Annotated in this window: 20 protein-coding genes and 1 riboswitch; of the genes, 6 read left to right on the forward strand and 14 right to left on the reverse strand. The window is 38.6% G+C overall.

Annotated elements, in window-relative coordinates:
• Positions 1 to 103: 103 nt before the first annotated feature.
• Complete coding sequence (locus ACJJVZ_RS17290; protein WP_405602219.1) at positions 104 to 802, reverse strand: tRNA1(Val) (adenine(37)-N6)-methyltransferase; 699 nt, start codon at positions 800 to 802, stop codon at positions 104 to 106.
• A gap of 76 nt (positions 803 to 878) precedes the next feature.
• Here ACJJVZ_RS17290 and srmB point away from each other — a divergent pair, with 76 nt between their 5' ends.
• Positions 879 to 2,105, forward strand: a complete 1,227-nt coding sequence (srmB, locus tag ACJJVZ_RS17295; RefSeq protein WP_077536996.1) for an ATP-dependent RNA helicase SrmB — start codon at positions 879 to 881, stop codon at positions 2,103 to 2,105.
• A gap of 61 nt (positions 2,106 to 2,166) precedes the next feature.
• On the opposite strand, the gene ACJJVZ_RS17300 is transcribed toward srmB, so the two are convergent.
• Positions 2,167 to 2,460 carry a hypothetical protein gene (locus ACJJVZ_RS17300; protein WP_405602221.1) on the reverse strand — a complete coding sequence of 98 codons (294 nt, stop codon included), beginning with the start codon at positions 2,458 to 2,460 and terminating at the stop codon, positions 2,167 to 2,169.
• 308 nt (positions 2,461 to 2,768) lie between these two features.
• Here ACJJVZ_RS17300 and ACJJVZ_RS17305 point away from each other — a divergent pair, with 308 nt between their 5' ends.
• Positions 2,769 to 3,089 (forward strand): BON domain-containing protein, encoded by a 321-nt coding sequence (locus ACJJVZ_RS17305; protein ID WP_077536993.1) that lies wholly within the window; start codon positions 2,769 to 2,771, stop codon positions 3,087 to 3,089.
• Between the two features lie 245 nt (positions 3,090 to 3,334).
• On the opposite strand, the gene ACJJVZ_RS17310 is transcribed toward ACJJVZ_RS17305, so the two are convergent.
• From ACJJVZ_RS17310 to yaaA, 3 genes are all read right to left on the reverse strand, one after another.
• Positions 3,335 to 5,305, reverse strand: coding sequence for a methyl-accepting chemotaxis protein (locus tag ACJJVZ_RS17310; protein ID WP_405602224.1), 1,971 nt, complete (start codon positions 5,303 to 5,305; stop codon positions 3,335 to 3,337).
• 155 nt (positions 5,306 to 5,460) lie between these two features.
• Positions 5,461 to 6,417, reverse strand: coding sequence for a mechanosensitive ion channel family protein (locus tag ACJJVZ_RS17315; protein WP_405602226.1), 957 nt, complete (start codon positions 6,415 to 6,417; stop codon positions 5,461 to 5,463).
• 120 nt (positions 6,418 to 6,537) lie between these two features.
• Positions 6,538 to 7,317, reverse strand: coding sequence for a peroxide stress protein YaaA (gene yaaA / locus ACJJVZ_RS17320; RefSeq protein ID WP_405602228.1), 780 nt, complete (start codon positions 7,315 to 7,317; stop codon positions 6,538 to 6,540).
• A 222-nt stretch (positions 7,318 to 7,539) separates the two neighbouring features.
• Here yaaA and tal point away from each other — a divergent pair, with 222 nt between their 5' ends.
• Entirely contained in the window at positions 7,540 to 8,490 is a 951-nt protein-coding gene (tal, locus tag ACJJVZ_RS17325) for a transaldolase (protein WP_007376481.1), read from the forward strand.
• A gap of 191 nt (positions 8,491 to 8,681) precedes the next feature.
• Positions 8,682 to 8,870: a DUF3545 family protein gene (locus ACJJVZ_RS17330; RefSeq protein ID WP_002961395.1), complete on the forward strand. Its 189-nt coding sequence runs from the start codon at positions 8,682 to 8,684 to the stop codon at positions 8,868 to 8,870.
• A gap of 88 nt (positions 8,871 to 8,958) precedes the next feature.
• Here ACJJVZ_RS17330 and ung read toward each other — a convergent pair whose 3' ends face one another.
• From ung to ACJJVZ_RS17370, 8 genes are all read right to left on the reverse strand, one after another.
• Complete coding sequence (gene ung, locus ACJJVZ_RS17335; RefSeq protein ID WP_193154833.1) at positions 8,959 to 9,621, reverse strand: uracil-DNA glycosylase; 663 nt, start codon at positions 9,619 to 9,621, stop codon at positions 8,959 to 8,961.
• Entirely contained in the window at positions 9,618 to 10,478 is an 861-nt protein-coding gene (locus ACJJVZ_RS17340) for a cobalamin-binding protein (RefSeq protein WP_405602233.1), read from the reverse strand. Before ACJJVZ_RS17340 ends, ung begins: the two co-directional genes overlap by 4 nt.
• Positions 10,478 to 11,077 carry a cob(I)yrinic acid a,c-diamide adenosyltransferase gene (gene cobO, locus ACJJVZ_RS17345; RefSeq protein ID WP_193154837.1) on the reverse strand — a complete coding sequence of 200 codons (600 nt, stop codon included), beginning with the start codon at positions 11,075 to 11,077 and terminating at the stop codon, positions 10,478 to 10,480. The genes ACJJVZ_RS17340 and cobO overlap by 1 nt, the downstream gene beginning before the upstream one ends.
• Positions 11,070 to 12,554: a cobyric acid synthase gene (locus ACJJVZ_RS17350; RefSeq protein WP_405602236.1), complete on the reverse strand. Its 1,485-nt coding sequence runs from the start codon at positions 12,552 to 12,554 to the stop codon at positions 11,070 to 11,072. Before ACJJVZ_RS17350 ends, cobO begins: the two co-directional genes overlap by 8 nt.
• Before the next feature lie 4 nt (positions 12,555 to 12,558).
• Positions 12,559 to 13,563 (reverse strand): FecCD family ABC transporter permease, encoded by a 1,005-nt coding sequence (locus ACJJVZ_RS17355; protein WP_405602239.1) that lies wholly within the window; start codon positions 13,561 to 13,563, stop codon positions 12,559 to 12,561.
• Position 13,564: 1 nt separating this feature from the next.
• Positions 13,565 to 14,377 (reverse strand): ABC transporter ATP-binding protein, encoded by an 813-nt coding sequence (locus ACJJVZ_RS17360; protein WP_405602242.1) that lies wholly within the window; start codon positions 14,375 to 14,377, stop codon positions 13,565 to 13,567.
• Positions 14,378 to 14,623: 246 nt separating this feature from the next.
• Positions 14,624 to 14,764: riboswitch (cobalamin riboswitch) on the reverse strand.
• Positions 14,765 to 14,809: 45 nt separating this feature from the next.
• Complete coding sequence (locus tag ACJJVZ_RS17365) at positions 14,810 to 15,742, reverse strand: porin (protein ID WP_138583928.1); 933 nt, start codon at positions 15,740 to 15,742, stop codon at positions 14,810 to 14,812.
• A gap of 175 nt (positions 15,743 to 15,917) precedes the next feature.
• On the reverse strand, positions 15,918 to 16,781 hold the full coding sequence (locus ACJJVZ_RS17370; RefSeq protein WP_077536983.1) for a LysR family transcriptional regulator: 864 nt from the start codon (positions 16,779 to 16,781) through the stop codon (positions 15,918 to 15,920).
• A gap of 91 nt (positions 16,782 to 16,872) precedes the next feature.
• Between ACJJVZ_RS17370 and ACJJVZ_RS17375 the strand changes: the two genes are divergently transcribed.
• Both ACJJVZ_RS17375 and ACJJVZ_RS17380 read left to right on the forward strand, forming a co-directional pair.
• Complete coding sequence (locus ACJJVZ_RS17375; RefSeq protein ID WP_077536982.1) at positions 16,873 to 17,247, forward strand: DUF413 domain-containing protein; 375 nt, start codon at positions 16,873 to 16,875, stop codon at positions 17,245 to 17,247.
• Between the two features lie 86 nt (positions 17,248 to 17,333).
• Positions 17,334 to 18,569, forward strand: coding sequence for a diguanylate cyclase (locus ACJJVZ_RS17380; protein WP_405602247.1), 1,236 nt, complete (start codon positions 17,334 to 17,336; stop codon positions 18,567 to 18,569).
• 16 nt (positions 18,570 to 18,585) lie between these two features.
• On the opposite strand, the gene rarD is transcribed toward ACJJVZ_RS17380, so the two are convergent.
• Positions 18,586 to 19,503: an EamA family transporter RarD gene (gene rarD / locus ACJJVZ_RS17385; RefSeq protein ID WP_405602250.1), complete on the reverse strand. Its 918-nt coding sequence runs from the start codon at positions 19,501 to 19,503 to the stop codon at positions 18,586 to 18,588.
• Positions 19,504 to 19,515 lie beyond the last annotated feature (12 nt).

Raw genomic sequence — 19,515 nt, forward strand, 5'->3', positions numbered from 1 at the left:
AGTTGTTAACACTAGTTTAGATATTGCCTAAATAGAAACTGAATACGTATGCATAAAAGGTAAACTATCCTTTATTACTAAATAACTTTTATCACTAAGTAATTTACATTTTTAAATAAAATGTTTTGCACAGAGCTATATAATCAGCAGTGTAGGTATTATCTAAATTTCGAATACACAGAATTGATGATTCTATATCGCTTTTTACATAACTAAATGTCATTAAGCTGCGGCTTACCTCTTTGTTGGGTGTGGCTTTTATTTGGCAGTGAGTATTTAAGTGAAGCCCATTTTTAGTAGCAAGCTCAATAAATAATGCGTCTTCAACGTTCGGCAGTATTAAGCTAAAGCGAGAGCCACTGTGGCTCAAGCGCTTAAATGCACTAATTAACTCATCAAAACTTAGGCCATCTGTATGGCGAGCCGTATTACGCGCTGCATTATCGCCTTTTAAACTGCGATTAAAATATGGCGGATTAGAAATAACCACATCAAACTTAACGTCACTACTAAAGCTTTGAATAGTTCGGTGCTCAATACTGATTGCTGACCACGGGCTATTAGCTACATTTTGTAATGCTTGAACATACGCGTGCTCATCAACTTCTACAGCTGTTATGGTAAGTTCTAGATTACGTTGTTTGCACATTAATGCCAGTAACCCCGTACCTGTACCTATGTCCAATAATGACTTAGCTCCACTTAAATTGGCCCATGCACCAAGTAAAATTCCATCAGTAGAAACCTTCATTGCGCACTGCTCATGTGCAACCTTAAATTGTTTAAATGCAAAACCAGACATTTTTTCACCTTTTCATTCACCAACTGGTGGATAGCGCGTATAATTGCAAGTAATTGTCCCTTATTTTAGACACTCTATGCAATTTTCTGACTTTGATCTTGATAACAAGTTACTCGACGCTATTAATAAAATGGGTTACGAAACCCCAACAAGTATTCAACAACAAGCGATTCCTGAAGCGCTTAAAGGGCGTGATGTTTTAGCATCAGCGCCTACAGGCACAGGTAAAACCGCAGCATTTTTAATTCCAGCTATTCAATATTTATTGGATTTCCCGCGCCGTGATCCAGGGTTTGCACGCGTGCTCGTTATGACTCCAACGCGTGAACTTGCTTATCAAATTCATGAGCAATGTGAGCTACTTGCAAAACGAACTAACCTAAAGATAGGTGTCGTAACTGGCGGTATAAATTACGGCACGCATAAAGAAATATTTGAAAAAAACAATGATATATTAATCGCCACACCGGGGCGTTTAATGGAATATTTAGAAACTGAAAACTTTCATGCTGAACACGTAGAAATGCTCATTATTGACGAAGCTGATCGCATGTTAGACATGGGCTTTAAAAAAGAAATGAAGCGTATATGTGACGAAGCTAGAAATCGTCGTCAGTGCTTTTTATTCTCAGCAACTCTTGAAGGTGACAGTGTAGAAAGATTTGCAGAAACAACACTTAACGACCCTGCACTACTTGAAGCTGAGTCATCACGTAAAGAAAAAGCCAAAATTCATCAGTGGGTTCATTTAGCTGACGATTATCATCATAAACTTGAATTACTAGTAAACACACTTAAAAACCCTGATGTCACTAAAGCAATTGTGTTTGTAAAAACCCGTGAGCGCCTAGAAACACTGATTGGCGAACTAACCAACAATGATGTTAAAGCTGCATGGTTACGCGGTGAAATGCCTCAAGACAAACGTATGAAAGCGATGGAAAACTTTCATAGTGGCAAAACACGCATATTAATTGCTACCGACGTAGCTGCACGTGGAATTGACGTATCTGACATCAGCCATGTTATTAACTTTGATATGCCACGTACCGCTGACGTATACGTACACCGTATTGGCCGTACCGGTCGTGCTGGTAAAAAAGGGATAGCAATATCGTTAGTTGAAGCACACGACATTGGTATTTTATATAAAGTAGAGCGCTACGTTGAGCAAAAATTAAAACGCCGTGTAATTAAAGGTGTTGAACCACAGCATAAAGAAGCGAAGCCACCAGCTAAAAAGCGTAAAGATCCAGTAAAAATGAAAGCTAAGAAAAAGGCCAAGGTTAAAAAGAAAAAGTAACCTAAAACATTTTTATACTAAGCCGGCTTTTGTCGGCTTTTTAATGCGCCCAGCTCAACTGTTATAATGTACCTTTTGTCCACTGTTCAAAACGCTCAGCTGCTGACTCAGCTATAATTACTTTATCTGATTCAACCCAGTAAGGTGTACGATTTCGATTAAGTATAGCTATTTCTAACTTTTCCCCTGATGCAGAGGTGCAGCGATGGTCACCAAGTCCTCTTAAATTTCGCTGCCATAGCTCATCTTTAAAGTAATATGAATGCCCATTTTTAGTAAGCTTAATTAGCTCAATTGTGACCTTTTTATTTCCCCAACCTATATAGGCTAAAAGCTCACGGTAATTATGCGCCATATAAATAATCCATTAAATTTTATAAGCCATATTTACACAAAACTTTAGTAAAAAAATCCGTGAGCAATAAAGCTTGTCTTCAAAAGCCTAGTACCTGCAAAGCTTGTACCTGTAACAATTGTAATCAAAGCATGTAACTCATACTCATTTAAATGTAATTTTTGCCCACCTGAATTCCCACTTAATAAAATCCCCTTATATTTCAGTACATTAATCTTGGCATCGAAATTGTATTTACAACGATAACTCAGCCGATGGAATTTCCATATTGTGGCTACACTATCTAACCGTAATGTAAGGATTAAGTTATGAACCGCTTTAAATCAACTATCGCTTTAATATCATTTTGTTGTTTATTTTTATTAGCTTGCGCTACGAAAGTAAGTGCTGCAACAAGTTTAGCGGTAGTGAGCAGTGTAGCAACTGTGCCTAACTTACAACAAACCATTACTAACACGCTACGTACTAACCCTAATTTTGTACTTAACAATATTCGTGTGCAGGTAAAAGATGGTGAGGTAGATTTATACGGCACAGCACAAACTGGTTTTCAGCGTGCGTTGGCTCAAAAGTTTTTAGAAAATATGGATGGAGTAAAAATTATTCGTAACAAAATCAGTGTTATATAATTTCAGAGCGAAAATTTTTGAGCGGTTAGCCGTTACAAAAAAATTATCAAATATTTCAGACACCTTTAAAGGAGATATAACATTTTAACTACAACGCTTATCTCCAATATGTATATACATAAACGCACTCTCTAATATTAAAAATACGTTCACCTAGTTTATAGCCTCAAGCATGGCTGTTATTGACTCACCTACTTTGTTTTTTGTAGCGCTTAGTTGTAACTTTCATAGCTAATGTATTGCTATCATAGAGTAAATTTCTGAGTTTCATCATTTAAATTACTCGCCATACGAGATAGCTCACTGCTAGATTCTGCAATATCTCTAACCGCTTGCTCCGTTTCAGATATCCCCATATTTATAGCTTCAATATTTCGTGCTATTTCATCTATCGTGGTGGTCTGCTCTTCTGAAGCGGCTGCAATTTGAACAACCATATCAAAAATCCCATCCACTTCTTTTGCTACTTTGTTATTAATCAGATTAGCTTTACTCGCGATTTCCTGAACTTGGGTTGTATGATCAACATTTGTCGTCATCGTTTTTACTGCTGCATTACTCGCATTAACAACGGCTTCAATGATAACTTCAATTTCCATAGTTGATTCTTGAGTCGACTTCGCAAGGCTACGTACTTCATCAGCAACAACTGCGAAACCTCGCCCTTGTTCACCTGCTCGTGCAGCTTCAATGGCAGCATTTAAGGCGAGTAAATTGGTTTGATCTGCTATTTTTTTAATCACGCTTAATACGTTAACTATTTTCTCCGAATTATGACGTAGATTGGTCACCTCTTGCGCCGTGGCTTGCGTTGCTTCACCTAAAGAGACAAGCGCATTATAAGTACTATCGTTATTTTCAGAGCCTTCTCGGGCCATAGTTTGAATATTTTCACAAAGTAGAGATGCGTTAGACGTTGTACTCGCGATTTCTTTTATCGTTGCACTCATTTCGGTTGTAGCAGCAACAACTTGTATAGTTTGCGCTTGCTGCTCTGTCACTGCCAAGCTAGTTTGCTCAGTCACAGAAGCAAGCTCTGTAGCAGTACTGCCTTGCTGAAGTGCAACATTAGATAACTCACTGATCATTTTACGTAGGTTTTCTAACATAGTGTGTAACGCTACTTGTAACATGCCGACTTCGTCGTGGGCATGTACTTTAATATTACTGCTTAGATCACCTGATGCGACTTTCTCAGCAAATAAAGAAGCAACAATAATTGGATTTGCTATTTTTCGGGAAAAGAAAACTCCTATGAAAATAACAATAATTGCAGCCCCCACAATAAGTATCGTACTAAAAATTATACCTTGATTAACCGATTCAAAAGCTTCTGATTCATCTATCTCGCTTAATATAAGCCAGTTAAAATTGCCAATTTTTATACTGTTATAAGCAGACAACACATTGTTACCATTATAATCTTTAATTAGGTTAGTGCCTTGCTGGCCATTCAATGCAAAATTAACAGCGTCAGTATTAACACCATTGTTTTTCACGTTACCTGCAAAGCTTGCTTTTAAAGAGTGCCCCTCTGGATCAAGGTACGAATCAGAACGCATTAACTTATCTTCGCCAACGAGATAACTTTCTCCCGTTTTACCCATGCCATCACGTACTCCCATTATTTGATTAGTACCTTCACTGGAGAGCTGCAACGCAACTATAATTTCACTATTCTGTACTGGTATTGCAATAAACGCTGCGGGCTCGTCATTACTTGGGGCGTAAGGTTTGTAGTCAACAATACCAAAACGTTTTGAAAGTTTAACTTCCTGAATAAGCGTCCCTAAATTTGAACTCGCGTATTTTCCATTTAAAATATTCGTTTGGTAATCTGATTCTTTTGCTTGGGTATAATAGATTAATCCTTCATCATCAATTAAAAACAGATCGTAATAGCCATATTTTTTAATGTATTCGCTGAAAAAGCTGTCGTAACTGTCTTTATTAATTTGCGGAATAATCATAGCCAATAATTCAATATCAGCCGTTTTTTGCTTAAAATAATCCTCAATTTGAGTGCGTTTAATTTGGTTAATTGCTTCAAGCGATTGCGATATATTATGCTCAACGCGCGACTTAGATTGTAATGTAGAAATGGTGGTCGTTATTAGTGCCGGTAAAATTCCAACGAATAAAAAAATCAAAGTTAATTTAGTTTTCAAACTCCAGTGACTAATTTTTAAAAATAAATTATTTTTTGAATTTGACATTTATGAGCACTTAATAAGTAATAGTTAATTTAAAATTAGCGCATTAAAAAATTAAAACAAATTAAATACCAAAAAAAGCGCGTTTTTTACCATGTAAAAACGCGCTGCTCGTAAGTAACTATTTCCCAATACTTTTAGTTAATGGGTTCACTAAGTTATTCACTTTGGTTAGAGTCAGCACCATCGCTACTGTCTTTAGTTGATGACTGCTGCCTTATTTTATCGCTTATCATGGCATCGAGCTTTTCGCCGCCTTTAATACCAAAGTCAAGCGTACGAATTGGAAATGGGATACTTATGTCGGCTTCATCTAGTGCTTGCTTAACAGCAACTATGCCCTTGTGGCGTACCGTCATAAAATCAGGCTCGCCAGGATATTTAATCCAAAACCATACCAATAAGTTAATGCTGCTATCACCAAAACCCTCAGCGTATACGGCGGTTTCGTCTTTGCGAATAACAAAATCAAATCCATTAATTTTATCGGTAATAACTTGGGATGCTTTTTCTATATCGTCACCATACGAAATACCAACGGGCACTTCTATACGTCTTACTCCTAGGGTACTGTAATTTTTTAGCACATTTCTAAATAGCACTTTATTAGGCACCAGTATGAGCTGCCCGTGAAAGCTCTCTATGAGTGTGTTACGCAGGTTTATTGAATGCACTGAACCAAACACGTCGTCTGTTTCGATCACATCACCCGTTTTGAATGGCTTGCGCACACCCATTGCTATACCGGCGATTAAGTTTTCGGTCATATCTTGAAATGCAAAACCAATGGCTAAACCAACAATACCCGCACCCGCTAATAACGAGGTTACCGTGCCTTTTAAACCCATAAAATCGAGCGCGATAAATAAACCAACACACAGTACAATAACTTTGAATATTGACGCCATCAAATCGGCAATTTGTTTTGAGTCAAGAGATCGGCGCAACAAGTTTTTCATTAAACGGCCAGCAAAACGCGCCAACATTGAAAATACGATGGTTATAACTACAGCGACTATAAAATTAGGGATATGACTGATAACCACGTCAAACCACCCTCCGAGCTTTTCCTCTATTAGTTTTTCTGCTTCGCCAATTGACGGAATGCTGATCATTTTATTTGCACCTATTTAATTAGTGTTCTCATTAATATTAGATGAGACTGCAAATATAACGCCAACATCAAAAAAGCCATGCAATGCATGGCTTTTAAATTTTTATTTAAGCTTATGAACCTAACGTTGTTCGTCGCGCATAAATACCGGCTCTAGCTCTTTAGCTGTTGCCTCAGGGCTAAAGTAATAACCTGCTACCGTAAACTCTTTAAGTTGGCTTAACTGCGTTACTTTATTTTCGATAATGTAGCGCGCCATCATGCCGCGTGCTTTTTTAGCGTAAAAACTAATTACTTTATATTGGCCATTTTTACAGTCTTTAAAGTGCGGAGTGATAATTTGTGCATTAAGCGCTTTTTTATCAACAGCTTTAAAATATTCGTTTGAAGCAAGGTTAACTAAGTATTGTGCGTCTTGCGCCTTTAATACGTCGTTTAACTTATTAGCTATTACGCCCCCCCAAAATTCGTATAGGTTTTTACCGCGTGAATTTTCAAGCTTAGTGCCCATTTCTAATCGGTAAGCTTGCATTAAATCCAGTGGTTTTAATAAACCGTATAAACCCGACAATATACGTAAGTGGCTTTGTGCGTAATCAAGCTCGCTAGCTTTAAGCGTGCTTGCATCTAAACCGCCGTATACATCGCCATTAAAGGCAAGCACGGCTTGCTTAGCATTACTTTGTGTAAACGGCTGCGCCCACTCGCTAAAGCGTGCTGCGTTAAGCCCAGAGAGCTTATCGCTAATTTTCATTAAACTGCCAATTTGCGCTGGTGTTAGTTCACGGCATACTTTCATGAGCGCTTCGCTGTGCTCTAGTAATTCAGGTTGAGTGAACTTGTCTGTTGCGGGTGGCGTTTCGTAATCAAGATTTTTTGCAGGTGAAATAACAGTGATCATAGTTAGCTATTGACTTGTAATTTATTTAATGTCAATTTCAACATTAAATGAAACGAAAAGCACGTTTTGTTTAAATAAATCCTCCCTTAATAACCCATGCACTGCCGTTTTTCTATTGATAAGGACATAAGACCTATCAAGCATTGTCACACTGTTGCAGTATGGATCAAATATATTAAGGTGTAGATTTTTCTTTTAACTTGCTTGGAATGAGGAAAGCAAATGACTTCAGCTCTACAAAGGCTAAAACAACATTCATCTATCGTAGCCGACACTGGCGATATTGAAGCGATCAAAAAGCATCAACCAGAAGATGCAACCACAAACCCGTCGCTTTTATTAAAAGCGAGCGAGATTGAAGCTTATAAGCCTTACCTAGATAAAGCTTGGAGCTATGCAAAAGAAACCGAGCAAGAGCCAGCTAAACAACTTGAACTAGCATGTGATTACTTTGCCGTATTGCTTGGTAAAGAAATTAGCGCCATTGTACCTGGTTATATTTCTACTGAAGTAGATGCGCGCCTTTCGTTTAATACCCAAGCTACGATTGATAAAGCACATACCCTACTGAGTCTTTACGAAAAAGAAGGCGTAAGCAAAGACAAGATTTTAATTAAAGTTGCGTCTACGTGGGAAGGTATTAAAGCCGCTGAGCAGCTAGAAAAAGAAGGCACTAAATGTAACCTTACTTTATTATTTAGCGATGCCCAAGCTCGTGCATGTGCCGATGCAAACGTATTTCTAATTTCGCCATTTGTTGGGCGTATTTTAGATTGGCATGTTGCTAACGGTATGGAAAAACCGACCGATCCGCTACAAGATCCAGGCGTTCAGTCTGTGCGTAGCATTTTTGAATTCTACAAACGCCATGACTACAAAACAGTTGTGATGGGTGCTAGTTTCCGTAACACGGGCGAGATTATTGCTCTTACTGGTTGCGACAAGCTAACTATTAGCCCTAATCTTTTAGAAGATTTAGGCAACCTTGAAGGCGCACAGGAGTACTTGCTAGAAAGCGATGTTCCACAAGAGCCAAAACCAGAGCCGCTTACAGAAGCGCAGTTCCGTTGGTTACATAACCAAGATGCTATGGCAACTGAAAAGCTAGCTGAAGGTATTCGCTCTTTTGCTGATGCACAAGAACAACTAGAAGCACGTTTTAAAGCAATGTAACTTGCGATACAAACGTACTTTAAAAAACGTCGCATTTGCGGCGTTTTTTTTGTGCCTGAAATAACTTCTATCTAGTAAAACCTTCATCAATACATCACACTTATGTAACATTATTGTCACTTTTTTATTCTATTTTAGCTAGGCCTGTGGTATAGGTATTCTTGAGGTCACAAAATCAATAGGAGAAGTTCATGGATAGCCTAAACGATATATTAGAGATACTAGAAGGTCCTGATACAACACGGAAAACCTCTCAGAAAAATAAAAAAAGAAAATGGCGTGAAATAGAAGCAATAAAAGATAAGCAACGCCTTCGTAAAGAACTACAAGAACTAGACTATTTTACAGACAGTATTGCAATTGATGAGCTCGATTTTTAATTCAATACACACCAACTAAACAAAAAGGCTTCCAGCATATGGAAGCCTTTTTTAATGTTTTTAAACCATTTAAGCTCTTTGAAAGAAATTAGATTTGCCAGTTAATTGGCTTTTCACTTTGAACTTGTAGTAACTCATTCGTTTGTGAGAAATGCTTACAGCCAAAAAAGCCTCTATGCGCCGAAAGCGGCGATGGATGCGGCCCTTTTAAAACATGATGGCGAGCGCTGTCTATACCCTTACCTTTTTTTTGTGCATGTGCACCCCATAAAATAAATACCACACCTTCGCAGTACTTATTAATATGTGCAATTACATTATCGGTAAATTGCTCCCATCCTAAATGCTTGTGAGAATGCGCTTGCCCTTGCTCAACGGTCAATACGGTATTGAGTAAAAATACGCCCTGATCTGCCCAACTTTGCAGGAACCCGTGATCTGGAATAGTAAAACCAGTAATGTCGGTAGCTAACTCTTTATACATATTTTTAAGCGACGGCGGCAGTTTTTTTACATCAGGCAATACCGAAAAACACAAACCATGCGCTTGCCCTTCACCGTGGTATGGGTCTTGCCCTAAAATGACAACGCGGATGTTATTAAGCGCTGTGGCATCAAAAGCACTAAACACTTGAGGTTCAGGCGGATAAACAGCAACACCTTCATTGCGGCGATTAGCCACATACTCTAACGTTTGTTGCATGTAAGGTTGCTGCAATTCACTTTCTAAAAATTTAGCCCAATCGCTCATTGTATACTCTTAATCTGTTTACGTGATGCGTCTATTTTATCACACATATCAGCCAGCCCATCTAGCATACGCGGCGAAAAACGATGTAATAAGTCGGCATTTACGCTAATAAATTGACCATTTTTAACGGCTGGTACTTCTGGCCATTTTTGCCAATTAACAACGGGTTGTGGCGTTTTTGATTTTTCATCAGGGATAATGATAACTTGTGGCTTGGTAACAATGACATTTTCGATACTAATTTGCGGATAATCTGTAACGCTCTGTGCAAATACATTACTTACATGGCATGTTTCTATTAGCTGGCTGATCCATGTATTTTTGCCTACTGACATCATAGGTTCTGGCCATAACTGATAAAACCCAGTTATATTTTTTTTACCTTGCTGGCTTTTAACAATCGCGTTTAGCTTTTGTTTAAATGCGTTAGCGGCTTGTTGGCTTTGCTCAATATTTCCTGTAAATTCACCAAAAGTAAGTAACTCGTCGGCAACAGCGTCGATTGTGGTTGGGTTACTCAAATATACTTTTATACCTAGGCGCTCTATTTGGGCTAAATCTTCGCTTTGATTTCCACTTTTCCACGCAATAACTAAGTCGGGTTTAAGCGCCAATACTTTTTCAAGGGAGATACCGTAATAACCCCCAATGCGCTCAATACTTTGGGCCTCAGCAGGGTAATCAGCATAATCAACTGTACCCACGATATTATCGCCCGCCCCGATGGCAAATAGATTTTCGACTATGTGCGGTGCAAGGGCAATTATTCGCAGCTTTTTAGAATCCTCTACCTGCTCTGCAAATGTATTACTCGATACGCTAAAAAACAGTAGCCCAATAAAAAACGCTCTAAACATTAGTAATCAAACCCTTCAAGCGCTTTTATACCTGAGTCGAATGCGTGTTTTACATTACGCACTTCGCTTACTGTATCGGCAAGGTCTGTTAAAGTACGATGTGCTGCACGCCCTGTAATAATAACCGACTGCATTGGCGGGCGGTTGTTCAGCGCCATTACTACTTCATCTAAATCTACATAGCCATAGGTCACCATATACGTAAGCTCATCAAGTAATACTAAATCAATACTGCTATCAGCAAGCATACGTTTTGACTCTTGCCATGTTGCCTGCGCGGCTGCAGTATCGGCTTCTTTATTTTGCGTATCCCAGGTAAAACCGGTGTTCATTACAACAAATTCAACGCCTGCTCCTTGTAATAAATTACGCTCGCCGCACTCCCAAGTACCTTTTATATATTGGCAAACGGCCGCTTTTTTACCATGTCCCACACAGCGTGCTACAACGCCAAAGCCCGAGGTTGATTTACCTTTACCGTTACCGGTAATTACCTGAAAAATACCTTTTACATCTTGTGCGGCGGCAACACGTGCATCCACTTGTTCTTTTACTTTTTGTTGGCGCTGCTTGTGCTTATCGTTGTTTTGTTCAGTCATTATTGTGCCCTTCATAAATCGAGATAATTTGCTGTATGTTTAAATGCGTTTCGCACATGGTTGCTAATTGTTCTAACTGCTGCTCACGGTGATCAACAATACTAATTGGATTAATTGAGGCGCTTGGTTTTACCCACTTTAAAATTTGCGATGTAGCATCGGCTTCATCAAACAAGCCATGTAGATAGGTGCCTGCAATGGCGTTATCATCGCTAATAAAACCGTCAAACGCAAAACCATGGGGGTGACTTTCATCAAAGCTTAAAAATGGCTTATGAAGCGCTGCACCTTGGCTAATTCCTGCATGTATTTCGTAACCACTACAGGGGGTTGATTGGTTATTTAAAACCAGTGTAGCGGTTATTTTAGTTAATACTTTTTGCGTTGTCAGCGTGGTTTCAAAGTCACATAGGGCAAGTCCATTTACTTGTTTTAATGACGACTCAATACCATCGGGATCGTTGAGCGTATTACCCAGCATTTGCATGCCACCACAAATACCAAGTACTTTGCCACCATAGCGTAAGTGGCGCTTAATTTGTGCGTCCCAACCTTCATTTTTCAAAAAATTTAAATCACCTAGCACGTTTTTACTGCCTGGTAGAATGATCAGATCAACTTCTGGGATAATTTGCGTGTGGCATACATAATTTATATTAATATGTGGGTGCAAACGCAGTGCATCAAAATCGGTGTGATTACTAATGTGTGGAACGAGCAACACTGCAATATTAATTGTGGCGTTAGTTACGTTATTATCAATTGCGACAGCGTCTTCTGCGTCAAGTGCTAAGTCGTGTAAATAAGGTAATACACCAAGTACGGGCTTATTTGTATAGTCTTCAAGCCAATCAAGCCCGCCTTGCAGTAAACTGATATCGCCTCTAAAGCGGTTTATAACAAAGCCTTTTACACGCGCTTTTTCTGACTTGCTTAACAACGCAAGCGTGCCCACCAAGTGTGCAAACACACCCCCTTTATCAATATCAGCAATAATAATAACAGGGCAATCTACCTCTTCGGCGTACCCCATATTAGCAATGTCATTTTCACGCAGGTTTATTTCAGCAGGGCTGCCGGCCCCTTCAACGAGTAGTAAATCAAAACGTTTCGCTAAGCGGTTATGTGAAGTAATTACCGCATCCATCGCCACTTTTTTATAATTATGATAAGCACCCGCTTCCATATTACTTATCGCTTTTCCGTGAATAATCACTTGTGCGCCGGTGTCGCTATTAGGCTTAAGTAATATAGGGTTAAAGTCGATTTCGGGCTCCACCTTTGCAGCTATTGCTTGTAGTGCTTGGGCGCGGCCAATTTCGCCGCCATCTTTAGTTACGGCGCTATTGAGTGCCATATTTTGAGGTTTAAAGGGCGCAACATTTATCCCTCGCTTGGCAAACACTCTACAAAGCGCTGCAACTAAGGTACTTTTACCTGCGTCTGATGTAGTGCCTTGCACCATTAAGGTTTTCATGGAGTTACACCTTTGATTTTCTAAAAAATAACAAACTTAAAAAGAACACGCTACCAATAGCAGCTGTAATAACACCGACGGGTAACTCTTGGTTTTTTAGTAATGAACGCGAAAGTACATCAACCCACACCATAAATGTACCACCCACCAAGCTGGTTACCAGTAATCCAGCTATGGAGCCTTGAGATATAAAAAAGCGCACAATATGTGGCACCATTAACCCTACAAATCCTATGCCGCCACACATAGCCACCAGCACAGCGGTAATTAGCGAACTTAAAACCAGCATGAGGATTCTAAAGCGCTGCACTCTTACACCCAATGTAATTGCACTCTCATCGCCAAGTAGCATGGCATTGAGTTGCCTTCTAAAACTCAGCATTAAAAATGTACATAATGCGATTACCAATAAAGGCAACCAAAGCGTAGCCCACTGCGCACGCGCAAAGCTGCCCAGTGTCCAAAATAAAATAGCGGCTACCGCCTGAGGATCGCTCCAATAAAGCAATAAGCTGGTAAACGCGCTAAATAAAAACGACAGAGCAACGCCTGCTAATAACATTGATTCTACCTGTGCACTTTGTTGCCTACCTGCAATAAGTATTAATAAACTCATAGCGAGTAAACTACCTAACAATGCCGCTGCCGATAACATAAAACCTGCGCTAATGCCGGATAGCGCCATAAGTAACACCACCCCAAAAGAGGCACCCGACGATATTCCAAATAAGTAAGGATCGGCTAACGGATTGCGCGTTACCGTTTGTAAAATAAGCCCCGCAATGGCTAAACCAGAGCCGGCTAAAAAGGCGAGTAATGTACGTGGCATTCTTAGCTCGTAAATAATACGCGTATTAAAAGAGGCATCATTTGAGAGCAAAAAACTATTAAGTACATCTTGCAATGAGATCTCTGCTGCGCCAAAACTAAGTGCTGCAAATAAGCTAAATAAAGCAGCTGCAGCACTTATAAATAGCGCAAGTGAGTGGCGAGTATCAACAGCGCTCATATTATTCGTAACCATAAAAGTAAGTGATATGAGGGATACTATTTCCAGATTGCGATAGCTGTGGGTGATTATTTACTTGGGCGCAGACACCAAAAACGTCGCCTAGCATGTTTTCGGTTAATACCTCACTTGGCGTGCCTGAATGCGTAATTTCACCATTTTTAATAACGACCAGTTCATCGCACATTGCAGAAGCTAAGTTTAAATCGTGAAACGATGCAAACACCGTAACACCCAAAGATTTAGCCAGCTCTATTACCTGTATTTGATATTTAACATCCAAATGGCTGGTAGGCTCGTCCATTATTAACAGTTGAGGTTGCTGGACTATGGCGCGGGCTATCAAGGCACGTTGCTTTTCCCCACCTGAGAGCGATTCAAAGCTTTGATCGCTATGATCTGCCAACCCTACAGTGTTGATAGCTTGGGTAATTTTTTGTTTATCAATGTTAGTTACCGAGCTAAATAGCGATTTATGAGGCGTTAGCCCAAGCGTAATAACGTCAAATACGCTTAAGTTAAATTGCGACGGGGTTTCTTGTAAAACAACCGCTACTTTTTTTGCGTACTCATCACTTTTTAGCTGCCAAATATCGGTGTTGTTAAATTCTATAACACCTTCAGTTGGTTTATTAAAACGATATAAACAACGCAATAAGCTCGATTTTCCTGCGCCATTGGGACCAATCAAACCAACAAATTTACCTGTGGTTATTTTAAGGTTTATTTTTTTAAGGATCGTTTTATTACCAATATCCCATGATAGGTTTTTAACGTTTAGTAATGGTGTATTTAATGGCGTTTGAGTGTGCAATAGTCAGTCCTAGACGGGGTTAAACTCACTAAAAATGCGATAAAAATACTAATGCACTACAAGAAAAAATGAGTAAACCCGCTCGTTAAAAGAATTCGTACCAATTGCACTAAATTAGTGATTTATTATAGCGACAAAGAAATAGCACAATAACAAGGTAAAAATTATGACATATACTTGTTCTATATGAATAATTTTTAACGCAGTGAGTAAGTTACTTAATTTGCTAGAAAGATCATGCTTTTAATAAAATTGGTATTATACCATTTGTATCTGACTTAAAGCTTTGCGCTAATTACAGTTGCGGGAACAGTCGAGGACTCTCACCTCATTCCAAATGAATGTCTATTATGGGCGGCTAAGTAAATAATTTAAAGCAAAAAAAACCGCACTTAAAGAATGCGGTTAAAAAGGGAGTGTTTTAACTAATCGTTAAAACTTGTATTCCATACCCAAGCCTACGTAGTCTTGGTCAACATTGTTATCCATATCGAAGCTTGAGTAAAAACCAAATACTTTAATGTTTTTATTTAATTTGTGATCAATACCCACTGAGATTGCTGACTTATCATTACTGTCGTCAAAATCCATAGCTTGATATTGCACTTTAAAAGTATTGCTGCCCATGCTGTAAGCCGCATTTACTAAGTAACCATCAGCTTCTGCGCTACCGTCTACTTTTTCTTGTGTTTGGTACATTGCGCCCAATTTAAAGCCTTCAATTTTACCTTGAATTGACGCACGTACTACATCGTAGCCATTTACTTCACTATCAGCCGCAATAGATGCATATACTGCACTCTTTTTAAGTGCAACATCACCGTAAGTAACAGCCATTGAATAACCATTATCTGCATCCACGTCATCTTCGGCAATAAAAGTAGCAAGTACTTTAAAACCTTCGTATGAGTTTGATGAATAGCTAACTGAATCACCTAAACGATTTTCACCTTTAAATACATTTTTAATATCGCCTTCAAGGTCATTAAATAAATCTAACTTACCTTGAGATTGTTTAAGTGCAGTATCATTACGTCCAATTACAACTTGACCGAACGCACCTTTTAAACCAACGTATTGGTTACGCGCAGAAATGTTATCGTCATTATCGCCTTTTGAATCAGCATCAGACACATCAACTTGAAATTCAAACTTATAAACAGCTTCTAAGCCGTCATTTATTTTTTCAGAACCCTTTAAGCCAAAACGAGATGCATTACTTTTAATCTCAGTAAAAGACCCTTCACCATCATCAGATGACTGTACCGTTACGTTCGCTTTACCGTACACGTCGACATCCGCGATTGCATTAAAAGATAAACCACTTAATAGTGCTAAGCATAAGCTCGATTTTACAAATTTCATGTTATTTCCTTGGATAATCACAAAAGACTAATTTTTTAAAACAGCTGCATTTTGTCACCACTAAATGACACTAATATTACAATAGAAATATTAGTGTCTTTTTTAATTAATAAAAATGCATTAAATATGAAACCAAAACAACATGAAAATCAAATAAACGACCGCACCTACTTACCTATTTTAACAACAGGCTTGGCGTCATTTGCGTTAACAAGCTAACTAAGGTTTCTATTAATTCTTTCTGTTCATTATCTCTATGATAGGCAATAAATACATCCCTTGACGTGTTTTCTACATCTTTTACATGAAATAACTCACCGGTTTCTAAATGCCCTTCAACCAATACTTGAGGTATAAATGCACTACCACCACATTGTAGTATTAGGTCAAGTGCAATACGCCCGGTGCTAGTTCTAAAGTAAGGCGGTGTTTTACCAGTGAATTGACGAGCATGCCAAAGTGAAAAAGTAGTCCCCCAATCAACATACACATATTGGTTATCAAAGAAGTTCTCGTTAGTTGCAGTATCGTACCCGCTCACGGGGATGATTGGCAGTTCACAAATACGCTCAACAACTAGTTCATCTACTTTAGGGGGATCAAATAAAATAGCTAAATCGAGCGTACGTTCTAGCAATAAACGAGTACTTTCTTGTTGTGCTTTAACTTCAGCGACCAACGACACACCCGGCATGGCCGATACAATGTTAGTAATACCGAATTGTAAGAATGCATCCCAAATATTAGGCGTTCCAGCTAAGCTAATTTGTTTGTGCATGTTATCAGCAAGTGCAACATCAACTTTAGCACGTTGCATACCCGTAATAATCATTTGCGCATGCGGCAATAAACGCTCACCCGGTGCTGTGAGTTGAATATTATTACGCTGGCGTATAAATAAATTAACACCAAGCCCTTGCTCTAATTGACGAATTCTAAAACTTACTGCAGACTGCGTAATGTAAAGGTTTTCGGCCGCTTTACCGAAGTGGCGCGTACGCACGACTTCAACAAATGTTTTTAATAAATCGATATCCAATTTTTTATCCTCACGATAAAAATAATTTGTTTAATAAATTGCCAAACTTGCATCATACTCCAGCTAATTACTAAGGTATGAGGATAAAGCTATGAGCAATAACATTTCATTACTACGCCAAGCATTTGTTAGCCAACGTCAATTTTATGATGATCAGAATTTTCCACGAGGCTTTAGCCGCAGCGGAAACTTCACCTTATTAGAAGCCAGCATCTTAGAGCAACACGGCGTTGTTTTAAAAGGCTTATACAGCAAAACAATTGAGCCGCAAAATGAACACCAAAAACAGTTTTTAGCCGTGGTAACTGGTTCACAAGAACCAACTAATCCAATCGAGCGTACTTGGGTTAAATACTTAAAGCTAACGACTTGTAAAACGAAGTTTCATACCTTATTTGGCCGCTCAAAAATATCAACCCCAGTGCCTATTAGCCAAGACTATTACTCTGAATCTGATAGCCTGTAAGTACCTAAGTTATTTGCTTTTTTGCGTTTTAACAGTTACAACTTATATAAGCAAATAATTTTGCAAAATATAAACAAGGTTGTTACGTGACGCGAAAATTACTGATAGTTGAAGATACGCCAACAATCGCGCGTGTGCAAAAGCACATCGCGCTTAAGGCTGGGTATGAGGTTGATATAGCAGAGTCATTGGCACAAACAAAAGAACTTATAAGTAAGAATAACTACTTTTGTGCTGTTGTCGATTATATTTTACCCGACGCCCCGTCAGGTGAAGCAGTACCCTGTACTGTACAGGCCGAAATTCCAACAATTGTTATGACGGGTAATATTGACAAAAAAACCCGTGAAACAGTAGAAAAATACCCAATAATTGATTACATCATTAAAGAGAATAAACAAGCTTATCAGTATCTCGAAAAACAATTATTAAGACTCCCTCGAAACGAAGATATCAAAGTGCTCGTTGTTGATGACTCTGCACCTACACGACATTATATTTGTAGCCTACTGACACGTCATAAATATCAAATATTACAAGCTGAAGATGGAAAAGAAGCACTTGCCATGCTTGAGGCTGCTCCTGATATTTCTGTTATTATTACTGACAATGAAATGCCAAATATGAATGGTGATGAGTTATGTACCGAAATACGCCGTTTATATAACAACGATGAGAAAGCAATAATTGGTATATCAGGTGCTGATTCATCTGATTTATCGACGCTGTTTTTAAAAAATGGCGCAAATGATTACTTACATAAACCTTTTAATAGTGAAGAATTTTATTGCAGGCTTAGCCAAAACGTCGATATGTTAACGCTTTTAGCAACTATAAAAAAACAAGCGAATACTGACTACCTTACTAAATTACCCAACCGTCGTTACTTTTTTGAAGAGGCAAAAAAATCCCTTAAAAAAATTAAACTTGATGAAGGTAATGGCGCATTGGCGATGCTGGATATTGATCACTTTAAAGCAATCAACGATACCTATGGCCATGACGCAGGCGACGAAGTGTTAAAAGGTTTATCTATTTGTTTTAGCAAATACTTTAAAAAATATTTAGTGGCACGCTTGGGTGGCGAAGAGTTTGCTGTTTATTTTGCCGACACCGATAAGCAAGAAGCGCTTAAAAGATTAGAAGGCTTTAGGTATTTTATCGAAACAAACAGCCAAGAGTTTAGCAAAGCTAAAATTAAGTTTACGCTCTCTATTGGCTTTTCAATTGGACCTGTTTATCAAATCGATGAATTATTAAAACAGGCCGACTTAAAGTTATACGACGCTAAAGAATCTGGTCGTAATAAAGTAGTTAGCTAACAGCTCTATTAGTTAACTATACTTCTGCGGCTGTAATAGCCGCTTTTTTTCGTTTGCGTGACTGATGATATGAATCCCAACTAAAAATAGCTAACGCGCTCCAAATACATGCAAATGTAATTAAACGTTCTGCATCAAATACTTCACCATAAAACACTACAGCTAAAATAAACATGAGGCTTGGCCCAATATACTGGAAAAAGCCCAAGGTAGTATATTGCAAGCGTTTTGCTGCGCCGGTAAAGCAAAGTAGCGGCAGTGTTGTTACTATACCTGCACTAATAAGTAATACACCAGTGTACCAATCGTTTGCAGATAAGTTTGATGTAGCAGAAGGTGCCATTAACCACCAGTAAATGAGGGCGACTGGTAGCAAAATAATTGCTTCTAGCAATATGCCAGGTAGGGCTTCAACCGGTAGTTTTTTACGTAACAAACCATAAAGTGCAAACGATATCGCCAACGAAAAAGCCACCACAGGAAACGAGCCAAAACTAATTAATTGCAATAACACCCCCGTAAACGCAAGCGCTACAGCAACACCTTGAAATTTACGCAGGCGCTCACCTAAAAAAAGCATACCCAACAGAACATTTAAAAGAGGATTAATGTAATAGCCTAAACTTGCATCAAGCATGTGGTTGTTATTTATAGCCCATATAAATAACCCCCAATTAAACCCAAGTAATGCAGAAGTAATAACAAGCATAAACAAAAGCTTAGGTTGCACAACAATGCGCTTAACTTTATCCCAATATTTTAAAACGCTCACTACTAATACTAAAAATGCAACCGACCAAACAACTCGATGCATTAAAATTTCAAACGCAGAAACATGCTGAAGCAACTTAAAATATATTGGCGCAAGACCCCACATAAAAAAAGCAAGACAAGCAAAAATAGCACCTTTACGCTGTTCAGTATCAATCGACATAATAAACACTTA

Origin of the sequence: Pseudoalteromonas sp. Ld19, assembly GCF_045064135.1 — a bacterium.
GTDB lineage: Bacteria > Pseudomonadota > Gammaproteobacteria > Enterobacterales > Alteromonadaceae > Pseudoalteromonas > Pseudoalteromonas aliena.